Below are 19,908 nucleotides of genomic sequence, written 5' to 3'. Positions count from 1 at the left end.
TGTCAAGTAAAAGCACCATTATTACATAGGCCTCCTATAAATGGATTGTATGTAATTGTAGGTCAATCGTATAGATATCATTAAAAAGCAATGGTTACCTCTTATAATTAGGAGTTTTGGCTGCAATCTATTCATTGCAATCAAATAATTCAGTGCTATTCGGTTCTTTTTTATTGGAATTATAATGCGATGCCTCTACTCATTTTATTGGCTGGAATTATATATGGGGATGCTGTTCATATAAGAAAGTATGGTATCGGGATTCATATACCGCTGACGTTCTGATTCGTTTTGGTCTAAAGAAGTGCTAAGCGAGGCACCTCGCCACTCTGTAATTTGCAGCGCCTCTCGTACGTAAGAGCTCCAATCATACAATTGATGCCCTAAGCCGTGTTCAATACAAACAAGATCGGTCCTAAACTCGAAGGAGTCGGTGAACTTTTTGTTTAGCATTTTTAAAGGTAATTGTACTAATTGCGAACTGCGCATTGTTTCGTAGGTTACCACATGAGCCAATTCGTGTCCCAAAACACCTATTTGCGCATTGTAAGGCAAGTTGGCAAGGAGGATGGGGCGTAGCTTTTTATTAGTTTTAGTACTTATGGTAATGATATACGTTCTATTGCCCATACCTTTAAAAGCACTAATTACTTGGGGTCGCGAGGATAAGGGTGTATTTTTTTTTCGTAACCTGAAAATAATCCGAGTATCTTGCAGTTCAGGGTAATACGATAAGGCAGTAAGTACCTGTGTTTTAATCTGGTTGGGAATTTTTTTATGAACACCAAACGCTTCGTATTGCCCGGAATCTTTAACTTTACTATGCATTGCACGCACAGGTACTTGGGCTTTGGCTACCATTGTTGTTGCCATAACCAGCATGATGACGCTATACACAGAGCGTGCCCACTGCATTTTGGAGTTATTTTATTTGGTGAGCGAAAATTGATAATGTACCATAATACTGGCAATCCAATCTTGAGCGACATCATCGCCACTGGTAATAACATTTATTTCCCGACCAAAGCCGGCTGTGATGCCAAGCTTGGACTTCGAATTTTTTAGATCAAAATAATATCCACCTTCTAACCAAGGCTGTAATACAAAAATATAGGTGTCGCCCACGTTGCCATTATCTTTCCAATCGATCCATAGATTCCAGGCATCCAAATGAATGCCGGCAACTATTTTTCCTTTTTTCTGTGGATAGTATTTTCTGAAACCAACAGACCCTCCAAAACCTTCGCCTTCTTCTTCATCGTTCTCATCGCTAAAGTCTTGCCGATCGGTGATATTGGCACCTAATCGAAATAAGAGCGAAGTGTTTTCAGTTAAGTAGGGTTCAAAAGTCAGCGTAGGGATAAACCCTGCCGGGTACGCTTGTAACGATGCCCCAAGGTACATTTCCTTGCGACCCGTATCCGTATCCGCATTTTGTGCATAAAGGTTTCCGGCCAGACCAAGGTACACTGTTACGAGTAGAAGTAAGATAATTTTTTTCATGCTATTTACGGTTAAGTGTTATACTTTTTTAGTACTAAAACGAAGGCTTAGCGTACTGTTAAATTTTTAATAGCCAAGCCATATTCATACAGGCGCCATTTATGAAACCCCATTCGGAAAGTTTTTTTTTGCATAATGTGCATTACTCAAAAAAATCACATCAATTTTAATTGTGCTTCCAATAGGCTATTGGCACGGAGCATAGCGGTACCATCTTTATAACTTAAGTACGTATGCCCGTTTTGTTTATTGGCCACACTTATTTGATATAATAATCGCCAGTGCTTATAAATTTCACGCCAAGCATAGAAAAGAGAATGTTTGGGATCGTATATATGTGTTGCTTCGCTACCTGCGCCATTAATTTCGATAATTTTGAAATTTTTGCCTTCGGCTAAATCCTCAAAATTGGTGTATAATATATCTAATCTTCCGTAAAAAAATCCCGGAATTTGCGTGCAAATTTTATTTATGGTGTGCACGAGTTTGTCATTTACCCTGTGGGTGTCATCTATAAATTTGGCACCTCTTGTATGACTGCCGTAGGGGACTAACACAAACTTTTGACCTACCGGCAAAATGGTTTCTAGGGTGGCACCAAATTTTACTCGTAATGCAGGGAGCTGCAGATGGCTTCGCGGATTTTGTTTTATTAAATGGGTGATGGTGTCTTTACCATTACCGGTTACCGATAAGAATTCTTTAGATACGATACCGGTGATACTGCCCCTTTTTTCATGCGGTTGCCGTACATAAAAGAGACCCACTTCATTGGGATACTCAATAAGTTCCTGAACTAAAAAATCATGAGATATTTTTTCTTGATACTTCTGGAGGGATTCCAAACTCGCTAATTTTTCTACTCCAAAGGCTTTCATTCCAATATCCGGTTTTGCGATTATAGGAAAAGTAAGACTGCTTTGTTGCAGAAGGTTAGATAGTGTCTCAAATGAAGTTTGTTTTTGCACCAACAGGGTTTTTGGGATATAGGCATTGGGAATTAGGTCGTAAATCTCCATTTTAGATTCCATAGCCATACCGCCATTTTTTATGGACGGATTGGCCGCATTGAAAAAAAAGAAGGATCTTGCCTTAATGGCTAAGTACAACCACAACGGAAAAATAGGATAATATACCGCCTCCATAGGCCAGTATTCCCAATGTGTTATTTTATGCCATTTTAATTTCCAAGAGGTCATTTATGGTGTTATAAGGGTTACCTTAGGGCGTAATGAAAGGGAATGTTTTGTAGCGTTTAACAAATCTACGTGATGTAATTTTATGGCATCGCTACCTACAATGGCTTGCGTTACACTAAATGTCTTTAGCCCGGTGCTTCGATCAATAACAAAGCCATTCTCATAATCTTCATGATTTGTAGCATGAAATTCTAAAATGTCCTCGCCCTTTATCGTTTGTTTTTTTTGTTGAAAAAGGTGAAACAAGTCTTCTCGGTGCGCCATTGCCTCACTGCTATATAAGGTAGCAGAAGACCAGATGTGGTTTTTAGACAATGGCAAGGATTTAAAATGTTTCTGAATTCCATCCCATCGAAATTCTACCAATTCACCCCCACCAAACAAAATGACTGTAAAAGGTTCTATACAGGATACATCTATTTCGTGCAATTTGGAAAGCGGCTGTGGACTGCTAATAATATCTAACAGCACCAAGCCCCTACTTTTTTCATAATTCCCTTTCACTATATGTTTTTGAAAAGCGCCATTGAGCAACACAGCGACATCACCGTTCTCATTTACAGCAAACCAAGTACCCCCTGCTTTAGGATCTTTTGGGTATACCACCTTACAGTTATTGATCCATTCTTCCTTGGGTACCAAAGCAGCAGGTCTGGCCCGATGTTCATCTCGGTTAGAAGTTAGGTAATAACGGTTGCCCGATGCCACAAAACTTACTGTACACATGCCTTTCTAAATTGAAGGGTTGACGGTGCCACTCCAAAAGATGCGGGCACTGCTATATTTGTTAATTGAAGAATAGCTACTTTTATTAAAGCCTCATGGTGAATGGTATGCTCCAAATTATACATCACCTCTCTAAAATAATTAGATTGAAATGTTACCTCGCGACCGTCTAACTCATAGGTCACCACTAGATTTTTATCGGGTTGTTCAAGGCATTGCTGAATCTGCTGTAGCGCATTGACTGCAAAAGCAATATCTTGCTCTATACGCTTGTCTCTTTTGCGATTGTCGTAACAAACCTCGGAAGTGTCATAACCACTTAGCAGGCATTGATACAATTCTATAATGTGCCTTGTATGCTGGCCTATAGAGGCACCGGATAATGTGGGGCACGCTTGATCATAGCAATTTTCAGGGAGTTGCAAGAGCACTTCCTTAAATTGCTCTAGGGTTAAATCGGATGACTTGAACATTTCACTGTATATTAAGTTTTACATGGTTTTTATAAAGCAAATAAAGCAGATAAAATGAAAAGCCTAAATATAAACATCCCATTATAAATGCCAATAAATAATTGTACTGCTGGTAATTCTGAAATATATGTTTTCCGGCAAAAATAAATATAAATAATGCCGTTATAGATCCTACACCAATGCCTGTAATATACATGGCATACATGCTTAGTCTTTTTTCTAAGGTTTTCCTTTCAAATAAAATACTGTTCCAGCTCATCCAAAACGGAAGATGCATCGGATTTAGAATACTGAGCAGTATACCCAATATAAAAGTAGACTTTACAAAGGGGAATAAAGTGGTGCCCGCATCTAACTCTTGCGCATTGCCAGAAGTTATAAAACTTGAGATAGCCAAGTACATTAACAGGAGTGCAGCAATAGGAAAAACATACGCAAAGAACTTATCACTAAAATCTATTTTATGCGCAATAACTAAGGTAATTCGCACCACTACCAATTCAACTACAACTACAGCTATGGCGAACCAAAGTGCATCTGGTACATTCTGCATAGCTGCTATTTGAAACGCAGTAATGTTTAAGGTGCCCAGCGGAAGGGCACCTAAAAAACTTATCAGCAATCCGGCCAACAATATGTTTATGTGTTTTATCAAACTATGTTAAGGTTAAAAACTGTAGCCTCTAATTTATAGACTAGTATTATTTTGATATACCGCTTTTAAAGTCACTTCAACATCTTTGGCGATATTGGTCGATGGTTTTCCTTTGGTAAAGGTAATTCCAAAATCGCCAAGTGTCACCTTCATTTTAGAATCTAACGAAACTTTATTTCCGGTAACCGTAATCGTTGCTTTTTCGGTCATCGGTTTAGTATCTTCTTTAATAGTGAGGTTTCCTTTTATGGTTACCGCATAAGTTCCGTCTTTTTTGAAATTAACGTCCGTTAAGTTAGTGATTTTTCCCGTAAATTTTGATTTTGGAAAATTTTTGGTGTCCAAAAAATCAGCACTGTTATAATGCTTTTGCATCAATGCTTTTTCAAATTCGAAACTCTGCATAGGTACCGAAAAAACCACATCGCCGGAGGTTGTATTAATGGTGCTCACTACTTTGTAATTGTTTGCTACAATGTCTTCTACAGGAGTGTGCGAATAAAAACTGATATGCGCATCCTTGGTTACTAATTTATCCTCTAGAGCGGAAAACGCAGAGATTACAAACACACTAAAGGCTAGGGCAATAATTGAAACTTTTTTCATGATATTTAATTTTAATATTATTGATTTTGGGGTTTTACTATTTTCTTATGTTGTATCTGTTTTAGATACAGTTCTTTTTTATTTTTTAACGATATCGCACTTTTCTAAAATAACATCTTCGTACATTTCCAAATCCTCATCAAATCCGGCACCGGAACGAATTACGCCTTTTACTGTAATGGTTTGGCCAACTTTTAAATCAGTGGTGTTGGCATTGGTTTCTGTAGTAAAGGTGCAACTCACACCTGCCTTTTCAGCATTGTCTTTAAGTAAGATCACTATTTGATTGTTTTGATCCTCTGTAATGGAAGCAATAACGCCCGAAACGGCAAGTATTTTAGAATCTCCTTCAGCCTCAAGATATTTGTTGTTTGCCATAGAAGCGTCTGCCAAATATTCATGTACTAAAGCTGCCGCTGAAATGGCTACATCTGTTTTGGCCGACTGAACATCTCTGTGCGGCATATTCATCATTCTATAAACGATAATGGCGCCGACGAGTAGGGAAAATAGGCCTAAGCCAACAATTATTTTTATAGTTTTTTTCTTCATGGTATTTTTGCTTTTTATGCCTATATAGTCGATCAATACTTTTTTCCTGACATATTAAAAAAAAGATGCGAGCGATGCGGGTCTCTATTGGTCTAGCTCCTTCTACAGCACTGTATTGTTTTAAACCTGCTAAAATATTCAAAAAACGTAGTCGAACTTCGGATTGAGGTTTTATACTAGAACCATCCATCTAAAAAATAAGGAACACGACTGTGTTGGACACGGATAAAATACAAGAACACCAATCTGTAGTTTCATGTGTTTATATCTATTTTATTAAATGGGTCATTCTTAGACTGCCCACAGCCCAAGAATGTAATTCGCCTATACGCATTCTCCTATGTGTTATGCTTTTTGGCATGGCTTCTGCCAGGTATAGTCATTGGGTATTCCTTGTTTACATAGGCTGGGATTGCTCTATTTTGTAAGGACGTATCCGCCTTTTCCATTAGGATAGGCTATGGGTTTTGGTAATTCAAAGTTGCAAATTAAGTATTCCAAATTGGTAAAGGGGTAATCTGGAAATTGAAGAAAAATAAATCCTGTAAAACGAAATGCGCACAGCCTAAGAAGCTCATTTCGTTTAAGCGAATACTAAGACTTTTATTTGCTGGTTTTATGAAAGATTTTGGTGATTTTATCGACCATAGCAATGTCTATGTGGTTAACTGCCCGATTTATCAGCTTATGTCACAAATGCATGAAATAATAGAAAATTGGTTTCACGAATATGCAGATGATCTTTTTTCTTGGGCGTATCACAAAACATCATCTAAGGAAACATCAGAAGATTTAGTTCAGGAGACCTTTTTATCGGCTGCAAAGGGTTTCAAAAACTTTAAGAATAACAGCAATCCTAAAACATGGTTGTTTGCTATTTTGAATAATAAAATAATCGATTTTTATCGCTCAAGAGCCAAATCGCTTCAAGTAGATAACCAAAATTCGGAATCTTCAACGCAGAACCTTACCGCTTCGTATTTTGATGCTGATGGCAATTGGAAACTTAAAGATGACTCGGTACTTTGGGAGGAGGAGGTTCATATTTTAGACAATGCTAATTTTAGAAAGATTATGACAAACTGCATGCACGAGCTGCCGGAAAATTGGCGGTTAGCCATTATGTGGAAATACCTATTAAATAAAAGTGCAGATCAAATTTGTCAGGAAATAAAAGTGACCCAGTCTAATTATTGGCAAATCATACACCGAGCTAAACTAACGCTTAAAAGTTGTATTGATCAGAAGTGGAAGTTTTAAATTTTTAACCTTGAGTACATGATACCTAGAATTATGAATATGTTGTTTCTTTCTTGCAAGCAAGCTACTGCTTTGGTCGAAAAAAAACAAGTAACAACCTTGTCCCTCTTAGAAAGAATACAGCTTAAAATGCATATTTGGATGTGTAGTGCATGCCGATCGTATGAAAAGCAGTCGCTACTCATGAATAGCTTAATGCAACGCATGGTTTCCAGATCTAAAGAAGAACTGAACCACATGGACGAGGCGGCCAAAAAGAAAGTGCTTCAACAAATTAAGGATTGTGCTTAACCTCCTTTTCTTTTGAAAAAAGCACATTCCAATAATAAATACCCACGCTATTAGTACTTTGTATAGGTAAGAATCTGTTTCTGGCAGTTCTTAGGATACTGTTTTTGGGAACTAAACTCGATATTGCTTTGAGCGTATTCCGGGAAAGCGAACCTATCCTAATACGACGTTTCTGTTAGAAGTTTTGGAGATGAAAACGTAGAAAATAATTGTACGGATCACAAATAATACTTATACTATACGCACCATGCACAGTCACGATCACTATAACCAACCACTTTGTATACCAGAAAACAGCTACCCAAAAGTAGTAGTAATTGGTGCCGGATTTGCCGGAATTAATCTCATCAAAAAGCTACAAAACCAAAAGGTACAGGTTATTCTCATAGATCAAAATAATTACCATCAATTTCAACCGCTGCTCTACCAAGTTGCCATAAGTGGTTTGGAGCCAGATGCTATTGTTTCGCCCTATCGCAAGCTCTTTAAATCGAGCGATAATTTTATTTATCGAATGGCCAAGGTAGCACATATAGACACTCATCAAAATAAAGTACAAACCAATATCGGCTATGTGTTTTATGATTATTTGGTAATTGCTACGGGCAGTGCTACCAATTTTTATGGTTCGGCAAATATTGAAAAATACAGTATAGGTCTAAAGAATATAAACGACGCTATAAATATTAGAAGTTGGATGTTGCAGAACTTGGAAGCTGCGGTAGAAGGATGCAATAATCTTGAAAAAGACATCCTAACCAATTTTGTAATTGTAGGTGGTGGCCCTGCAGGGGTAGAAATGGCAGGTGCCTTGGCGGAGTTTAAAAAATATTTGTTGGGTAGCGATTATCCCGAGATAGAAATAGACAGTATGAAAATAACACTTATTCAGGCTGCCGATCGACTATTGCCTGCCATGTCTCAAAAAGCATCTGCTCATGCCCTAAAAATTATGAAAAAGCTAGGGGTAGAAATTTTGCTTAATAGCCGTGTTCGGGATTACGATGGTGAGAACATCCGCCTATTGACAGAAAATAGGGAGATCATCATACAGTCCAATACCCTTATTTGGACCGCCGGTGTTACAGGGAATATCATTGACGGTTTAGACAAAAACAGCATCTTGCCCGGAAATAGATTAAAAGTAAATGCATATAGTCAAATTGAAGGTCTAGAGAATGTCTTTGCCATTGGTGATATTGCGGCCATGGTTTCCGAGGCACTTCCCAAAGGCCATCCCATGGTGGCGCAAGCCGCTATACAACAAGGAAAAACGTTGGCTAAAAATCTAATACATTATGTTGAAAAGGGCACATTTAAGGCGCCATTTCAATATAGCAATAAAGGATCGATGGCCACTATTGGAAAAAAAGATGCCGTGGCCGACTTAAAAATCGCCTTTTTAGATGGCCGTATTGGGTGGCTGTTATGGTCCTTTATACATTTAGTAGCCATTACTGGTTTTAAAAATAAATTTAGTGTGGCTCTAAATTGGATTACAAAATACTTTTCGTACGAGAAAGCGAATCAGCTTATCATCAGGAAATACCAAAGAGAATGATAAAGTACTAGAAGTGAAATTCTGGCTGTAATTAGCAGTTACTTTAAACGACTACTGTAGGGCCATGCATATTGATCACAACATACAACCGACCTTATTTTTTATTCCAGATATTTCGGGATATACAAAATTTATCAACGAAGTAGCTATTGACCACAGCACACATATTATCACTGAATTATTGGAAATTATTATTGCTTCAAATACCTTAGACCTCAAGGTGGCCGAAATAGAAGGTGACGCAATTTTCTTTTATCACATTGGGAAAAAGCCGACGATAAAGGAACTATTGGCGCAAGCGGAACAAATGTTTTTCAAATTCCATCAGCATTTAAAAACCTATGAGCACAGTAGAATATGCCAATGTGGTGCCTGTGCCTCAGCCCATGAACTTACCTTAAAAATTGTGTGTCATTTTGGGGAAACCACCCTTAGAAAGGTGGGGAAACATACCAAACTTTTTGGCCCAGATGTTACCTTGGCGCATCGTTTGTTAAAGAACAATGTGCTAACTTCCGAATATTTATTGTACACCTCATCCTTAGAATTTTCTGAAGACGAAAAATTACCCGGTTGGGTATCTTTAAAGCGAAGTGCCAATAATTATAAAGAAATTGGCACGGTTACCTATAATTACATTCCGTTAGAACCACTAAAAGGAACCATACCCGAGTTTGTGTCACGAACCAAATTTTTAAAGTTTAGAAGACCTGTTACCGGATCTATGGTCATGAAAGTGCCGTTGCGAAAACTCCATGGCGTGGTTACCGATTTTTCTTTACGACCCAGATGGATATTGGGATTGCGTTATATTAAAGCCCACGATTACCTTAATACGATAGGATCGAAACACCTTTGTGTAATGCCTACAACAACGATGGAGTTTCAGGTTACCGCTCAAAATATTAATAAAGGGTTGGTAGAGTATGTGGAACAAAGTAACAGTATTAGCTGGCTTTCTCCATTAAATGTCATCTTTATACTAAAGCGGATTGCAACCGATACTACCAAAATGAGCATTGAGATTCATTACAAAAAGAATCTGATTTCCAAATTGTATTTAGACTTCCCCTTGCGGATGATGATGTTTATGATTGCACAGATTTCTCTGATGAAGCTAAAGTATTACGTTAGAAAATCACCGGCTTAAAACGGTATTTAACCGAGCCATTAAAACCAGTCATACGTTAAATTTTTTGGTGCGATGTCAGGATTGACACCTATGGTCGTCTACTTAAAAGGTTTTTAATTGTGCGGTATGAAAAAATTGCTTTTGGCAATCCTTATGGTGTTCTTTTCGTTAAAAATAGTGGCTCAAACGTGTTGTTCAGGAGGGGTTCCCTTGGCTAGTAATTTGGGTTTACCCAACGAAGGGAAGGGTATTGTGGTAGCAGGGATTACGTATGACTACAACAATCTGAATACGTTAAATGCAGGAACCCGAGAATTAGATGACGATTCTAGACAACGGATTACACATTCTGTTTTGTTTAATATGGGGTATGCGTTTACAGACAAACTTTCTGTAGAAACCTTGTTTACATGGGTAAACCAATCGCGAACGATCACGCAGTTTGGCAATGAAAATTTCACGGAAACCTCGGGTATAGGAGATGCCATACTATTGCTAAAATATTCTATACCCGATATTCTCGGCAATCGCACTTCCTTAAATTTGGGTATTGGAGGTAAAGCACCATTCGGAAAATCGGATATTTTAACCGATCAAGGGATACAACTTACAGCAGATCTACAACCCGGAAGCGGAGCCTGGGACGGTGTAGGATGGGTTTCCGTATCAAAAGGTGTAAATTTTAGACCTTCGGCAACCATTTCTGGTAGTTTTACCTACAGGCTTACAGGGGTTAATAATGATTATCTAAATGGTACAGCCACCTACGAATTTGGAGACGAAGTGCAAACTATTGTGGGTTATACCGATCAATTTCTACTATTTAATACCATTTTCAATCCCGGGCTTATTTTTAAATATAGAAGGGCTTTTGAAGACAAGATAGACGACATAGGGATTCCTAATACGGGAGGGGAATGGGTTTTTATACGTCCGGAAGTAGCTGTTAAAATTACACAAGACATCACTTTTATATCCCGATTAGAGCTGCCATTGTATAGTTTTGTGGTGGGTACTCAGGTGACCCCAACTTCCCGATTTTCTACCGGCTTGTCGTATCGATTTAATACAAGGAAAACCAATCTAATAAATATAGAACCGTAATGCAGGCCGTAACTCCATGTTCAAAGGGGAAAAGAAGCATACACAGTGCCGATTTAAGTGCTTGGACAAAGGCCAAAATCAGTGAAACAATAAAAAAATGGAATATATGAAAAAGGTAATTTTACTCTTGTTTTTTAGTACGCTCTTTATTGGGTGTAGTACCTCTAGCAGTTCGGAAAGCGGAACAAACCCTATTACAGGTGCTCCCAATCCACCCACCTCCGGGGCATCAGAATGGAGCATTCCAATTAATGAGGTTTTAGATGGCGGACCCGGAAGAGATGGAATACCGGCTCTGGAGAATCCTAGTTTTACCCTAGTGGCGAACATTAATTACATGAGGGACGACGATCTAATTTTAGGGTTTAAAAAAGGAGATGATGTACGAGGCTATCCTCATGCCATTTTGGATTGGCACGAAATTATAAATGACGATATCGATGATGTATCCGTAGCCATAAATTATTGCCCGCTTACAGGAACCGGTATTGGATGGAATAGGATCCTTAACGGTAGCAAAACCACTTTTGGGGTTTCCGGTTTATTGTTTAATACCAATTTAATACCCTTTGACAGGGCAACCAGAAGCAATTGGGCTCAAATTTTAAATGAAGCCGTTAATGGCCCACTTTTGGGCCAGAAAGCAGATTTAATTATGTTGTTCGAGACCAACTGGAAGACCTGGAAAGAATTATATCCTAATTCTCAAGTTATTGGTCTCAATACCGGTTTTTCAAGAACATACGGCACTTCGCCTTATGGCGACTACAATACGAACAACGATAGGTTTCTTTTTCCGGTTCCCAAGGATGAACGATTACCATCCAAAGAAAAAGTATTGGCAATCTTGGATGGCTCTGATGCCAAAGCCTATAGATTTGCAAGTTTTCCTATAGGAGATAATGTTAAAACTGATACCTTTAAAGGAAAGAACTATATGATTGTGGGCAATGCCAATTTTATCGTTGCCTTCGAAATTACGCCTGAAACCAGTGATTTAGATTTTGAGTACATCCACGACGGTACCGAAATTATTTTAGGTGATAATGAAGGCAATGAATGGAACGTGTTTGGCGAGGCCATTACCGGGCCGCGACAAGGACAGTTTTTAAAACATGCAGAGTATATGATGGGGATGTGGTTTTCTATACCGGCATTTTACAACACCGAAATATTTCAAAACTAGATAGATGCCTTCCGTCCATAAAAGAAGGCTTCGTTAAAGGCAAAAAAAAGGGATCATGATTTTTACTAAAATCATGATCCCTTTTTTACTAAAGGCCAAACGTCCCATACGGAAATGGGACGCAAGCGATGGAACGAAATGTACCTCCTAGTGCCAGTTTGAAATTGGTATCCTACCAGAACAATCCTTAAAATTTTTACCGCTAGCTCAGAGGTGTAAGTTTAAGAAAATTTGTGCGCTAGTTTAAAAGGAAATGGTACATTCGTTTAACACGCTCCGGTGTTGGCAATAAAAGCGAGCTATATCGTCATGAAATACATCAAAAAAATTTGGGAGGAATGTAAGGCACTTTTTAAACAAGGTCTTTCGCCCAAACAACTGTCGGCAAGTATTACCGTTTCAGTGGCTATTTCTTTTTTCCCTATTTTCGGAATTACCACCATTATTTTAACGCTCCTTGCGTTTAAATTTAAGTTGAATCTGCCCATAATGATTGCCTTAAGTTATGTGGTAGAACCCATTAAACTGCTGTTGTTACTCCCTTTTATTTATATCGGTGCCAATTTGTGGAACACCGAACATACGTTATTAACCGTTGCGGCAATTAAGGAAAGCTATGAAGAAAGTTTTTTTAATACGGTAACTGCACTATCCTATGAGCTGTTATGCGGATTTACAGGCTGGTTTGTTGTTGTCATTCCTTTATCGATAGGCTTTTACTTCGGATTGAAAGTTTTGTTAACATTTTTCGTCAAACTTCGAAACTAACCCATGCAGTCAATCCACACCATAAAAATTTTAGGTTATTTGGGTATTTTAGGCGCCATACTCGTGGGTATGGGAGAATACTTACTGCACTATTCGCCTCAGATTTTGGGTAATGCCGATGATTATGAGTTCTTTAGATATGTTTCACTTTCCAACTTATCCCGAGGTCATTTTTTAGCCGTAAGCGGTATTCCTTTTTATTTTGCAGGCTATTTACACCTTTATTTCATGTTAAAATCGGGGAGTGAAAATTGGGCTAGGGCAGTGCTGTTATTAGGATTTATAGCGTTTGCCGTTGGCGGTGTTTGGATTGGCTCCAGAGTCTCCATAGGTCAGATTGTACATCTTAAAAGTAGCATAGCGCCCATCACGTATACACAGTTGCTCTCGCATTACACCGCACATGTAGAGATTTTAGTTCAAGTGCTGCGTGTAGTGATCACGGCATTGTCTATTTGTTTTTGTGTGGCTATTCTTAAAGGAGGCACTTATTACGCGAAATGGATGGCCATCTTTAGCCCTATAGTGATTTTAATTGGGCTAGTCATCATCGGAAATATCTTACCTTTGGTAGGGCAGCATGTGTTGCCAATTTTAATGAACTTTACGCATTTTATCCTATTTACCTTGTCCTTATATCAACTAAACCACTTTTTAAAACCATTACATCATGCTTAAGAAAATTCTGTATTCCTTAGCAGCCTTAATTCTAATTGCATTGACATTAGTCCTAGCCCGATTTTGGTGGGATGCTGTCTCCGATAAATATGACGTGACGATAGCTTCCGAAAAAATCCCCTTGTTTTCTCAAGTAACCTTAGATTTTAATCACGAGTACAACGGAGATAAATCGTTGCCACTAGCGCCGTCTGCCTTAATTGATATTGATAACGATCTTGTGGATGAAGTGTTTTTTGGTGGAGGTTACGGTCAAGATGATGCCCTTTTTGCATTTAGAAATAATGCCTTTGTAAACATTACTGAAGAGGTTGGCTTGGCAACAAAGCAAACCCTATCTACAACTATAGGCGCCGTTTCGGCGGATATGGACAATAATGGGTTTTCCGATATACTTATTGGGCGCGAGGATGGCCTTTACATCTATTATAATTCCGAAGGAAAATTTAACCTTCAAAAAATAAATACGCCTCTCAATGAAAAATCTACGCCGGCAGGGATTACTGTGGGTGATATTAATAAAGACGGATTTTTAGATATTTTTCTGGCCACGTATATTAAAAAAGGATTAATGGAAGGCCAGACTATTTTTGAACGAGACGATTATGGATCTACAAGCGAATTACTTCTGAATAATGGAGATCATACATTTACCAGTATTACCCAAAAAGCCGGGTTAAATTATGTGCATAATACCTTTCAAGGCGTTTTGGTAGATATTGATAACGATTCTTGGCTAGACTTGGTTGTAGCCTATGATACCGGTGAAGTAAGAACCTATAAAAATAATGGCGATCTTACCTTTAGCATGAAAGATAATCCCCTGACCAACAAATTTGCATATCCAATGGGTATTGCGGTAGGCGATTACAATAATGACGGATGGGTAGATTTTATGTTTTCTAATGTAGGCACTACTACACCTCCTATAATGGCTATGGGCGATATCACGGATAAATCCAAGTATAACGACAAATGGATTTTATTTAGAAATGAAGGAAATTTCAGGTTTACCGATACGGCTGAAGCCGCTAAAATAGCGGGCTATGAATTTTCTTGGGGATGCACTTTTGCCGATATGAATAATGATGGCTTACAAGATCTTATGGTGGCCGAGAATTATGTTGATTTTCCATTTAGTAAAATTTTTAAATTACCCGGTCGACTTTTGCTTCAAAAGGAGGATCATACATTTGTCCCCACCGAAAAAGAAAGCGGAGTCGTAAATAAGAACTATGGAATTGCCCCTTTGGTAAGCGATTTTAATTTGGATGGGCATTTAGATTTAATTTGGACGAATATCAGCGGTTCGCCTTTAGCCTACTTAAATAACGGAAATGGGAACAACTCCGTACAAGTAAAATTAAAGGATAATGCCGAAGGTATTGGCTGCAAGGTAACCGTTGAAACACCATCATTTACCTTAACAGATTGGGTTATTACCGGCGAAGGTCTCGTGAGCGATCAAACCAAATTATTACATTTTGGACTGGGACAAGAACAGGAAATTTCAAAAATAACCATAACCTACATGAACGGAAATACGGAAATCATTTTAAACCCAAAAGTAAATTCGGTGGTTGATGTTCATTTAGAAGCGCAAAAACGATTATTAACACTAGAGCAACAAGACGAAATACCAGAAGAAATATAACGTGGTGCAATCCTATTAATGCTCCTAACTAGTACCTCCAATGATTATGAACACTTTCTTGCCAAAATTTCTTAAAAAAGCCGTATACCTAATACTTATTTTTGTGTTGGGCGTTAATTGTAAACAAAATCAAGAAAAAAAAACGATACACTTAGATGCTAAGGAAGGATTAACACTACTCATGGAAGGCAACACAAGATTCCTAGAAAACCACCCATTGCACCCCGATCAGACCTTAGAACGTATTCGGGATTTAAAAAAGGGGCAGCATCCTTATGCCGTAGTGGTCTCCTGTTCAGATTCTAGAGTACCTCCGGAATTGGTTTTCGATCAAGGTCTCGGCGATCTTTTTGTAATCAGAAATGCCGGTAATATTATTGGCGACTATGAACTGGGTAGTGTGGAGTATGCCGTGGAACATTTAAAGGCTCCCTTGGTCATTGTTCTTGGTCATTCGCAATGCGGTGCCATTGGTGCTTTCATAGATCATAAAAACGATGCTGTACCCAATCATATCCAAAACATAATAGATTACATAAAACTGGAGCCGGAAGAAATGGAATTAAATGAGAGTGCCGATAATTATTATGAGATGGCTATTGAGGCCAATGTGCGCCACGGGGTGCATACCCTACAAAGCTCAGAGCCCGTATTGGCAAAACGTGCGGAAGAAGGCGAAGTAAGGATAGTTGGAGCATTATTTCATTTAGATACGGGACGTATCACGATCTTGGAGTGATGAAAGGTCCTATTTGGATCGTTTTAAAAGGGATACTACATACTCTAAAGCGTAAGGAAAAGGGTAATGCAATTCGCATTTTACTCATGGTTTGTTCTTATTTGTATCCTTAACTAAAAGAAGAAACCCCAAAAGTACAGGGGGGGAGAAGAACACAATCAGAACTAGTATATTTAAGGCAGGTAATGGTTACCTGTTTACAACACACATCAACATATGTATTGCCATGATAGTAAAGTTTAGGTTTATAAACATTGCCCAATTTTTGAGCCTATTGGGGGTTCTGTTTTTAGGTATAAGCAGCGGTGCCAACGCACAAGAGGTGGAAACCTCTATATTTATTACGGCCAATACGGGCGAAGCCAAAAACCAAAGCGTATTAGCGCAAATTGGTGAAGACGCTATGGCAAAAGAAACATCAACCTTGTTGATCGTAGGAAACGGACTTCCCAAAAACGGGTTTTTAAATCCCGTCGCAGAAGCTATTTTAAATGAGCAGCTTACCATTCTAACTGCTTTTCCGGGAACCACCATATTTACGCCGGGAGAAAACGGATGGGATCCCGAGACCTCTAATGGCATCAAGAATCTCGAAAAGTTTATTCAGAAAAACAGTAAAGCCAAATTTAAACCAGATGACGTATGCGCCATTTCAAAGACGGATATTTCCGATAACGTTACCCTTATTACCTTAGACTCCCAATGGTTTTTAGAAGATTGGGATAACTATTCATATCTCAATGATAATTGTGATATAAAAAATAGAAATCAGTTTTTTATAGCCTTTGAAGAACTGGTAAAAAAGAATAGAGACAAGCTCATTTTAGTAGCGGTACATCATCCGGTGTACACACGCAGCAAACAGGGTTTATTGACGAAAACAGGCGGTTTCCGTACCGAAGATTTCGAGAATAAACAGTATCGCTCGTTACGAAATCGCTTAAGCACCATTGCGCGACAAGCCGACAATGTCATTTTTATATCGGGTCATGACAGAAACCTACAGTACCTAAATCCATTTGGGGTACCGCAAATTATAAGTGGCGCATCGGGTGCCACACAGGCCACCGCCAAAGCTAAAAAGGAGGAGTTTACATCAGACATTACAGGATATGCCCGCTTAGACGTTTCAACACAAGGCAAGATCACGGTGAATTTTATAGAAACTGTAAATGGCCAAGCGCATCCAATTTTTACAAAGACCATCGCCCTAGGAGATACCGAGGATGTCGTAACCAATTTTAAACCCGAAGAAACGTATCCACAGACTGTGAAGGCCTCTATATATACCGCCGAAGAAGCCACAAAAAAAGGATTGTACGAGCGTTTATGGGGAAAACACTACAGGGAATTATATGGGGCCGAGGTAGCGGCACCGGTCGTTTTTCTAGATACTCTTATGGGCGGTTTACAGCCTATAAAAAAAGGAGGAGGACAGCAATCCAAGTCGCTTCGACTTAAAGATGAAGCAGGTAGAGAATTTGTAATGAGAGCCTTACGAAAAAGCACCACACAGTTTTTACAGGCCAATGCGTTTCAGGATGTGTATTTGGGAGATGCGCTAGACGGCACGTTTATTGATGCCTTTTTGTTAGATTTTTATACCACATCCAATCCGTATACGCCTTTTGTAATTGGGAAACTATCTGATCCCGTGGGGGTGTACCACACGAATCCTACATTGTATTTTGTTCCCAAACAGGAAACTCTGGGGCGTTATAATAACGAATTTGGGGATGAGCTATACCTCATAGAAGAGCATGTAGGCGATACACAAACCGAAGTGGAGAGTTTTGGTAATCCAAAGAAGATATTGAGTACGGCCGAGGTATTAGAGGTGGTTCATAAAAATGGGAAGTCGGTGGTAGACGAACCGTCCTATATTCGTGCCAGACTTTTTGATATGCTTATTGGAGATTGGGATAGGCACGAAGATCAATGGCGATGGGCTCTTTTTGAGTCTGAAAACGGCACTCAATTGTGCAAACCCATTCCCCGAGATAGGGATCAGGCATTTTCGAAGTTTGATGGTGCTATGATCGAGTTTTTAACAAGAGCCATTCCGGGTTTGCGCAAAATGCAAAGTTTTGATGAAACACTGCGCAGTCCAAAGTGGTTTGCCACATCGCCCTATCACCTAGATATTAATCTTTTAGATAGCTCGGACTGGTCCGAATGGGAAAAGCAAGCCCTATTTATTCAAGAAAGCCTAACCGATGCAGATATTGAATTGGCTTTTGAGGGCGTTCCCGATGCGGTAAAAGGCAAAACCATTGACGATATCAAACAAAAACTAAGAGGACGGAAGGCCAATCTTTTGCAAATCGCTAAAAAATACTACGACTATGTGAGCCGTTTTGAGATTATAATTGGTACCGAAAAGAGCGATATTTTTACCATAACACGTTCAAATAACGGCAAGACAACAATAGAAATACAACGGAAAGATTTAGAACTTTTGAATCGTACTTTTCACCAAGACGTAACCAAAGAAATATGGATTTATGGCTTAGATGGGGAAGATACCTTTATCGTAGATGGCGAAAGCAAGAACCCTATTGATATTAAAATAGTAGGGGGTCGTAAAAATGACGTTTACGATTTTAGAAACACCAAAAGAGTGAAGCTGTACGACTACAAATCGAAACCAAACACCATCGTTCAAAAGGGATCCAAAAAATGGCTGGTCGATGATTATGAAATTAATGATTTTGACCATACTAAAATGAAACATAGTACCAATCAGATACTTCCGCTTATTGCCTTTAATCCGGATGACGGCGTGCGCTTGGGAGTTTTAGATAATTATACCTTTAATGGCATACAAGGAAATCCATTCACGCAGAAGCATAGCTTTAGTGCTTCCTATTACACCGCTACTTCAGGATATGATTTTAGTTACAGGGGCGAATTTTCTAACATTTTTCACAACTGGAACTTTGCCGTTGAAGGGCTGTATACCAGTCCCAATTTTTCGATTAACTTTTTCGGAATTGGAAATGAAACGCCCTATGACAGGGATGCCGTAGAATTAGATTTTAATAGAACTCGAATACGACAATGGAAGGTCGCCACCAGTCTTATCTACAGAGGCAAAAATGGAGGCTCCTTTCATATTAAACCCCTAATAGAATCTTTTGAATTGGAAAACACGAACGGACGCTTTGTAAATACGCTAGCACCAAATAGCACCGTTTTTGAAAAACAAGTCTATGGCGGAGGTGAAATTTCGTATCAATTTTTAAATGAAGACAACGCTTCATATCCCACCCTTGCCTTAGATATAGAACTCACTGCCGGTTACAAAACCAATATCGATAATACCAATGCGGATAATAGTTTTGCGTACATACAACCCTCCTTTGGTATTACCCATAGGATCACGCAAAGTGGCGCGGTGGTTTTTGCCACCAAAATGGCGGGAGAACTCATATTGGGGGATGATTTTGAATTTTATCACGGGGCTCAGATTGGAGGAAATAATGGCCTAAGAGGCTTTCGAAATGAACGTTTCGTCGGAAAATATGCATTTTATCAAAACACAGATATCCGTTTTGTATTGGGAAAAATTAGAACAAACTTGATACCCTTGCGCTATGGAATTTCGTTAGGGTTTGATCATGGCCGTGTGTGGACAGAAAATGACGACTCTAAAAAATGGCATACGAGTCCGGGCACCTCTTTTTGGGTTAATGGTTTGGGTGCCATTTCGGCCAATTTCGGTTATTTTAACGGATCCGATGGCGGGAGATTTGTTTTTGGATTGGGGGTTTCCTTGTAAGCAATACCACGATTAACGAACCAATACAGTATACTTCTTT

General features: G+C 38.9%; 19 protein-coding genes. 11 read left to right on the top strand and 8 right to left on the bottom strand.

The window, feature by feature from the left end; genetic code table 11:
- Window positions 1-204: 204 nt before the first annotated feature.
- From U1E44_RS11605 to U1E44_RS11570, 8 genes are all read right to left on the bottom strand, one after another.
- Window positions 205-915, bottom strand: coding sequence for a hypothetical protein (locus tag U1E44_RS11605; RefSeq protein WP_322931258.1), 711 nt, complete (start codon window positions 913-915; stop codon window positions 205-207).
- 12 nt (window positions 916-927) lie between these two features.
- Window positions 928-1,503 carry a hypothetical protein gene (locus U1E44_RS11600; RefSeq protein WP_322931257.1) on the bottom strand — a complete coding sequence of 192 codons (576 nt, stop codon included), beginning with the start codon at window positions 1,501-1,503 and terminating at the stop codon, window positions 928-930.
- Between the two features lie 155 nt (window positions 1,504-1,658).
- Window positions 1,659-2,702, bottom strand: coding sequence for an ATP-grasp domain-containing protein (locus U1E44_RS11595; RefSeq protein WP_322931256.1), 1,044 nt, complete (start codon window positions 2,700-2,702; stop codon window positions 1,659-1,661).
- On the bottom strand, window positions 2,703-3,428 hold the full coding sequence (locus U1E44_RS11590; RefSeq protein ID WP_322931255.1) for an NRDE family protein: 726 nt from the start codon (window positions 3,426-3,428) through the stop codon (window positions 2,703-2,705). It lies immediately after the preceding gene.
- Window positions 3,416-3,901 (bottom strand): hypothetical protein, encoded by a 486-nt coding sequence (locus tag U1E44_RS11585; protein ID WP_322931254.1) that lies wholly within the window; start codon window positions 3,899-3,901, stop codon window positions 3,416-3,418. The genes U1E44_RS11590 and U1E44_RS11585 overlap by 13 nt, the downstream gene beginning before the upstream one ends.
- Before the next feature lies 1 nt (window position 3,902).
- A complete protein-coding gene (locus tag U1E44_RS11580) occupies window positions 3,903-4,556 on the bottom strand; it encodes a LysE family transporter (RefSeq protein ID WP_322931253.1) in 654 nt (217 codons plus the stop codon).
- Between the two features lie 33 nt (window positions 4,557-4,589).
- Window positions 4,590-5,162 carry a YceI family protein gene (locus U1E44_RS11575; protein ID WP_322931252.1) on the bottom strand — a complete coding sequence of 191 codons (573 nt, stop codon included), beginning with the start codon at window positions 5,160-5,162 and terminating at the stop codon, window positions 4,590-4,592.
- A 78-nt stretch (window positions 5,163-5,240) separates the two neighbouring features.
- Entirely contained in the window at window positions 5,241-5,714 is a 474-nt protein-coding gene (locus U1E44_RS11570; RefSeq protein ID WP_322931251.1) for an OB-fold protein, read from the bottom strand.
- A gap of 618 nt (window positions 5,715-6,332) precedes the next feature.
- Between U1E44_RS11570 and U1E44_RS11565 the strand changes: the two genes are divergently transcribed.
- The 11 genes from U1E44_RS11565 to U1E44_RS11515 all read left to right on the top strand — a co-directional run bounded on the left by U1E44_RS11565 (window position 6,333) and on the right by U1E44_RS11515 (window position 19,868).
- Entirely contained in the window at window positions 6,333-6,974 is a 642-nt protein-coding gene (locus U1E44_RS11565; protein WP_322931250.1) for a sigma-70 family RNA polymerase sigma factor, read from the top strand.
- A gap of 18 nt (window positions 6,975-6,992) precedes the next feature.
- Window positions 6,993-7,265: an anti-sigma factor family protein gene (locus U1E44_RS11560; RefSeq protein WP_322931249.1), complete on the top strand. Its 273-nt coding sequence runs from the start codon at window positions 6,993-6,995 to the stop codon at window positions 7,263-7,265.
- 247 nt (window positions 7,266-7,512) lie between these two features.
- Window positions 7,513-8,826: an NAD(P)/FAD-dependent oxidoreductase gene (locus U1E44_RS11555; RefSeq protein WP_322931248.1), complete on the top strand. Its 1,314-nt coding sequence runs from the start codon at window positions 7,513-7,515 to the stop codon at window positions 8,824-8,826.
- A 64-nt stretch (window positions 8,827-8,890) separates the two neighbouring features.
- Window positions 8,891-9,976 carry a DUF2652 domain-containing protein gene (locus U1E44_RS11550; protein ID WP_322931247.1) on the top strand — a complete coding sequence of 362 codons (1,086 nt, stop codon included), beginning with the start codon at window positions 8,891-8,893 and terminating at the stop codon, window positions 9,974-9,976.
- Window positions 9,977-10,084: 108 nt separating this feature from the next.
- Window positions 10,085-11,062 carry a transporter family protein gene (locus U1E44_RS11545; RefSeq protein WP_322931246.1) on the top strand — a complete coding sequence of 326 codons (978 nt, stop codon included), beginning with the start codon at window positions 10,085-10,087 and terminating at the stop codon, window positions 11,060-11,062.
- 106 nt (window positions 11,063-11,168) lie between these two features.
- Entirely contained in the window at window positions 11,169-12,248 is a 1,080-nt protein-coding gene (locus U1E44_RS11540; RefSeq protein WP_322931245.1) for a DUF3179 domain-containing protein, read from the top strand.
- A gap of 309 nt (window positions 12,249-12,557) precedes the next feature.
- Window positions 12,558-13,016, top strand: coding sequence for a DUF2062 domain-containing protein (locus U1E44_RS11535; RefSeq protein WP_322931244.1), 459 nt, complete (start codon window positions 12,558-12,560; stop codon window positions 13,014-13,016).
- Window positions 13,017-13,019: 3 nt separating this feature from the next.
- Window positions 13,020-13,694: a DUF6796 family protein gene (locus tag U1E44_RS11530; protein ID WP_322931243.1), complete on the top strand. Its 675-nt coding sequence runs from the start codon at window positions 13,020-13,022 to the stop codon at window positions 13,692-13,694.
- Window positions 13,687-15,348, top strand: a complete 1,662-nt coding sequence (locus U1E44_RS11525; protein WP_322931242.1) for a CRTAC1 family protein — start codon at window positions 13,687-13,689, stop codon at window positions 15,346-15,348. The genes U1E44_RS11530 and U1E44_RS11525 overlap by 8 nt, the downstream gene beginning before the upstream one ends.
- Window positions 15,349-15,388: 40 nt before the next feature.
- Window positions 15,389-16,087, top strand: coding sequence for a carbonic anhydrase (locus U1E44_RS11520; protein ID WP_322931241.1), 699 nt, complete (start codon window positions 15,389-15,391; stop codon window positions 16,085-16,087).
- A gap of 226 nt (window positions 16,088-16,313) precedes the next feature.
- Window positions 16,314-19,868 (top strand): hypothetical protein, encoded by a 3,555-nt coding sequence (locus tag U1E44_RS11515; RefSeq protein ID WP_322931240.1) that lies wholly within the window; start codon window positions 16,314-16,316, stop codon window positions 19,866-19,868.
- Window positions 19,869-19,908 lie beyond the last annotated feature (40 nt).

The organism is Aurantibrevibacter litoralis (genome assembly GCF_034651555.1).
Lineage (GTDB): Bacteria > Bacteroidota > Bacteroidia > Flavobacteriales > Flavobacteriaceae > Aurantibrevibacter > Aurantibrevibacter litoralis.
Note: the sequence above shows the minus strand (reverse complement) of the source record. Positions and strands in the feature narration are given on the sequence as shown.

Excerpts from the sequence above, each read along its gene's own strand:
- U1E44_RS11560 (WP_322931249.1), top strand. The coding sequence starts at position 6,993 with ATGATACCTAGAATTATGAATATGTTGTTTCTTTCTTGCAAGCAAGCT.
- U1E44_RS11545 (WP_322931246.1), top strand. The coding sequence starts at position 10,085 with ATGAAAAAATTGCTTTTGGCAATCCTTATGGTGTTCTTTTCGTTAAAA.
- U1E44_RS11605 (WP_322931258.1), bottom strand. The coding sequence starts at position 915 with ATGCAGTGGGCACGCTCTGTGTATAGCGTCATCATGCTGGTTATGGCA.
- U1E44_RS11600 (WP_322931257.1), bottom strand. The coding sequence starts at position 1,503 with ATGAAAAAAATTATCTTACTTCTACTCGTAACAGTGTACCTTGGTCTG.
- U1E44_RS11575 (WP_322931252.1), bottom strand. The coding sequence starts at position 5,162 with ATGAAAAAAGTTTCAATTATTGCCCTAGCCTTTAGTGTGTTTGTAATC.
- U1E44_RS11565 (WP_322931250.1), top strand. The coding sequence starts at position 6,333 with ATGAAAGATTTTGGTGATTTTATCGACCATAGCAATGTCTATGTGGTT.
- U1E44_RS11520 (WP_322931241.1), top strand. The coding sequence starts at position 15,389 with ATGATTATGAACACTTTCTTGCCAAAATTTCTTAAAAAAGCCGTATAC.
- U1E44_RS11550 (WP_322931247.1), top strand. The coding sequence starts at position 8,891 with ATGCATATTGATCACAACATACAACCGACCTTATTTTTTATTCCAGAT.
- U1E44_RS11530 (WP_322931243.1), top strand. The coding sequence starts at position 13,020 with ATGCAGTCAATCCACACCATAAAAATTTTAGGTTATTTGGGTATTTTA.
- U1E44_RS11540 (WP_322931245.1), top strand. The coding sequence starts at position 11,169 with ATGAAAAAGGTAATTTTACTCTTGTTTTTTAGTACGCTCTTTATTGGG.
- U1E44_RS11515 (WP_322931240.1), top strand. The coding sequence starts at position 16,314 with ATGATAGTAAAGTTTAGGTTTATAAACATTGCCCAATTTTTGAGCCTA.
- U1E44_RS11555 (WP_322931248.1), top strand. The coding sequence starts at position 7,513 with ATGCACAGTCACGATCACTATAACCAACCACTTTGTATACCAGAAAAC.
- U1E44_RS11525 (WP_322931242.1), top strand. The coding sequence starts at position 13,687 with ATGCTTAAGAAAATTCTGTATTCCTTAGCAGCCTTAATTCTAATTGCA.
- U1E44_RS11570 (WP_322931251.1), bottom strand. The coding sequence starts at position 5,714 with ATGAAGAAAAAAACTATAAAAATAATTGTTGGCTTAGGCCTATTTTCC.
- U1E44_RS11585 (WP_322931254.1), bottom strand. The coding sequence starts at position 3,901 with ATGTTCAAGTCATCCGATTTAACCCTAGAGCAATTTAAGGAAGTGCTC.
- U1E44_RS11595 (WP_322931256.1), bottom strand. The coding sequence starts at position 2,702 with ATGACCTCTTGGAAATTAAAATGGCATAAAATAACACATTGGGAATAC.
- U1E44_RS11535 (WP_322931244.1), top strand. The coding sequence starts at position 12,558 with ATGAAATACATCAAAAAAATTTGGGAGGAATGTAAGGCACTTTTTAAA.
- U1E44_RS11590 (WP_322931255.1), bottom strand. The coding sequence starts at position 3,428 with ATGTGTACAGTAAGTTTTGTGGCATCGGGCAACCGTTATTACCTAACT.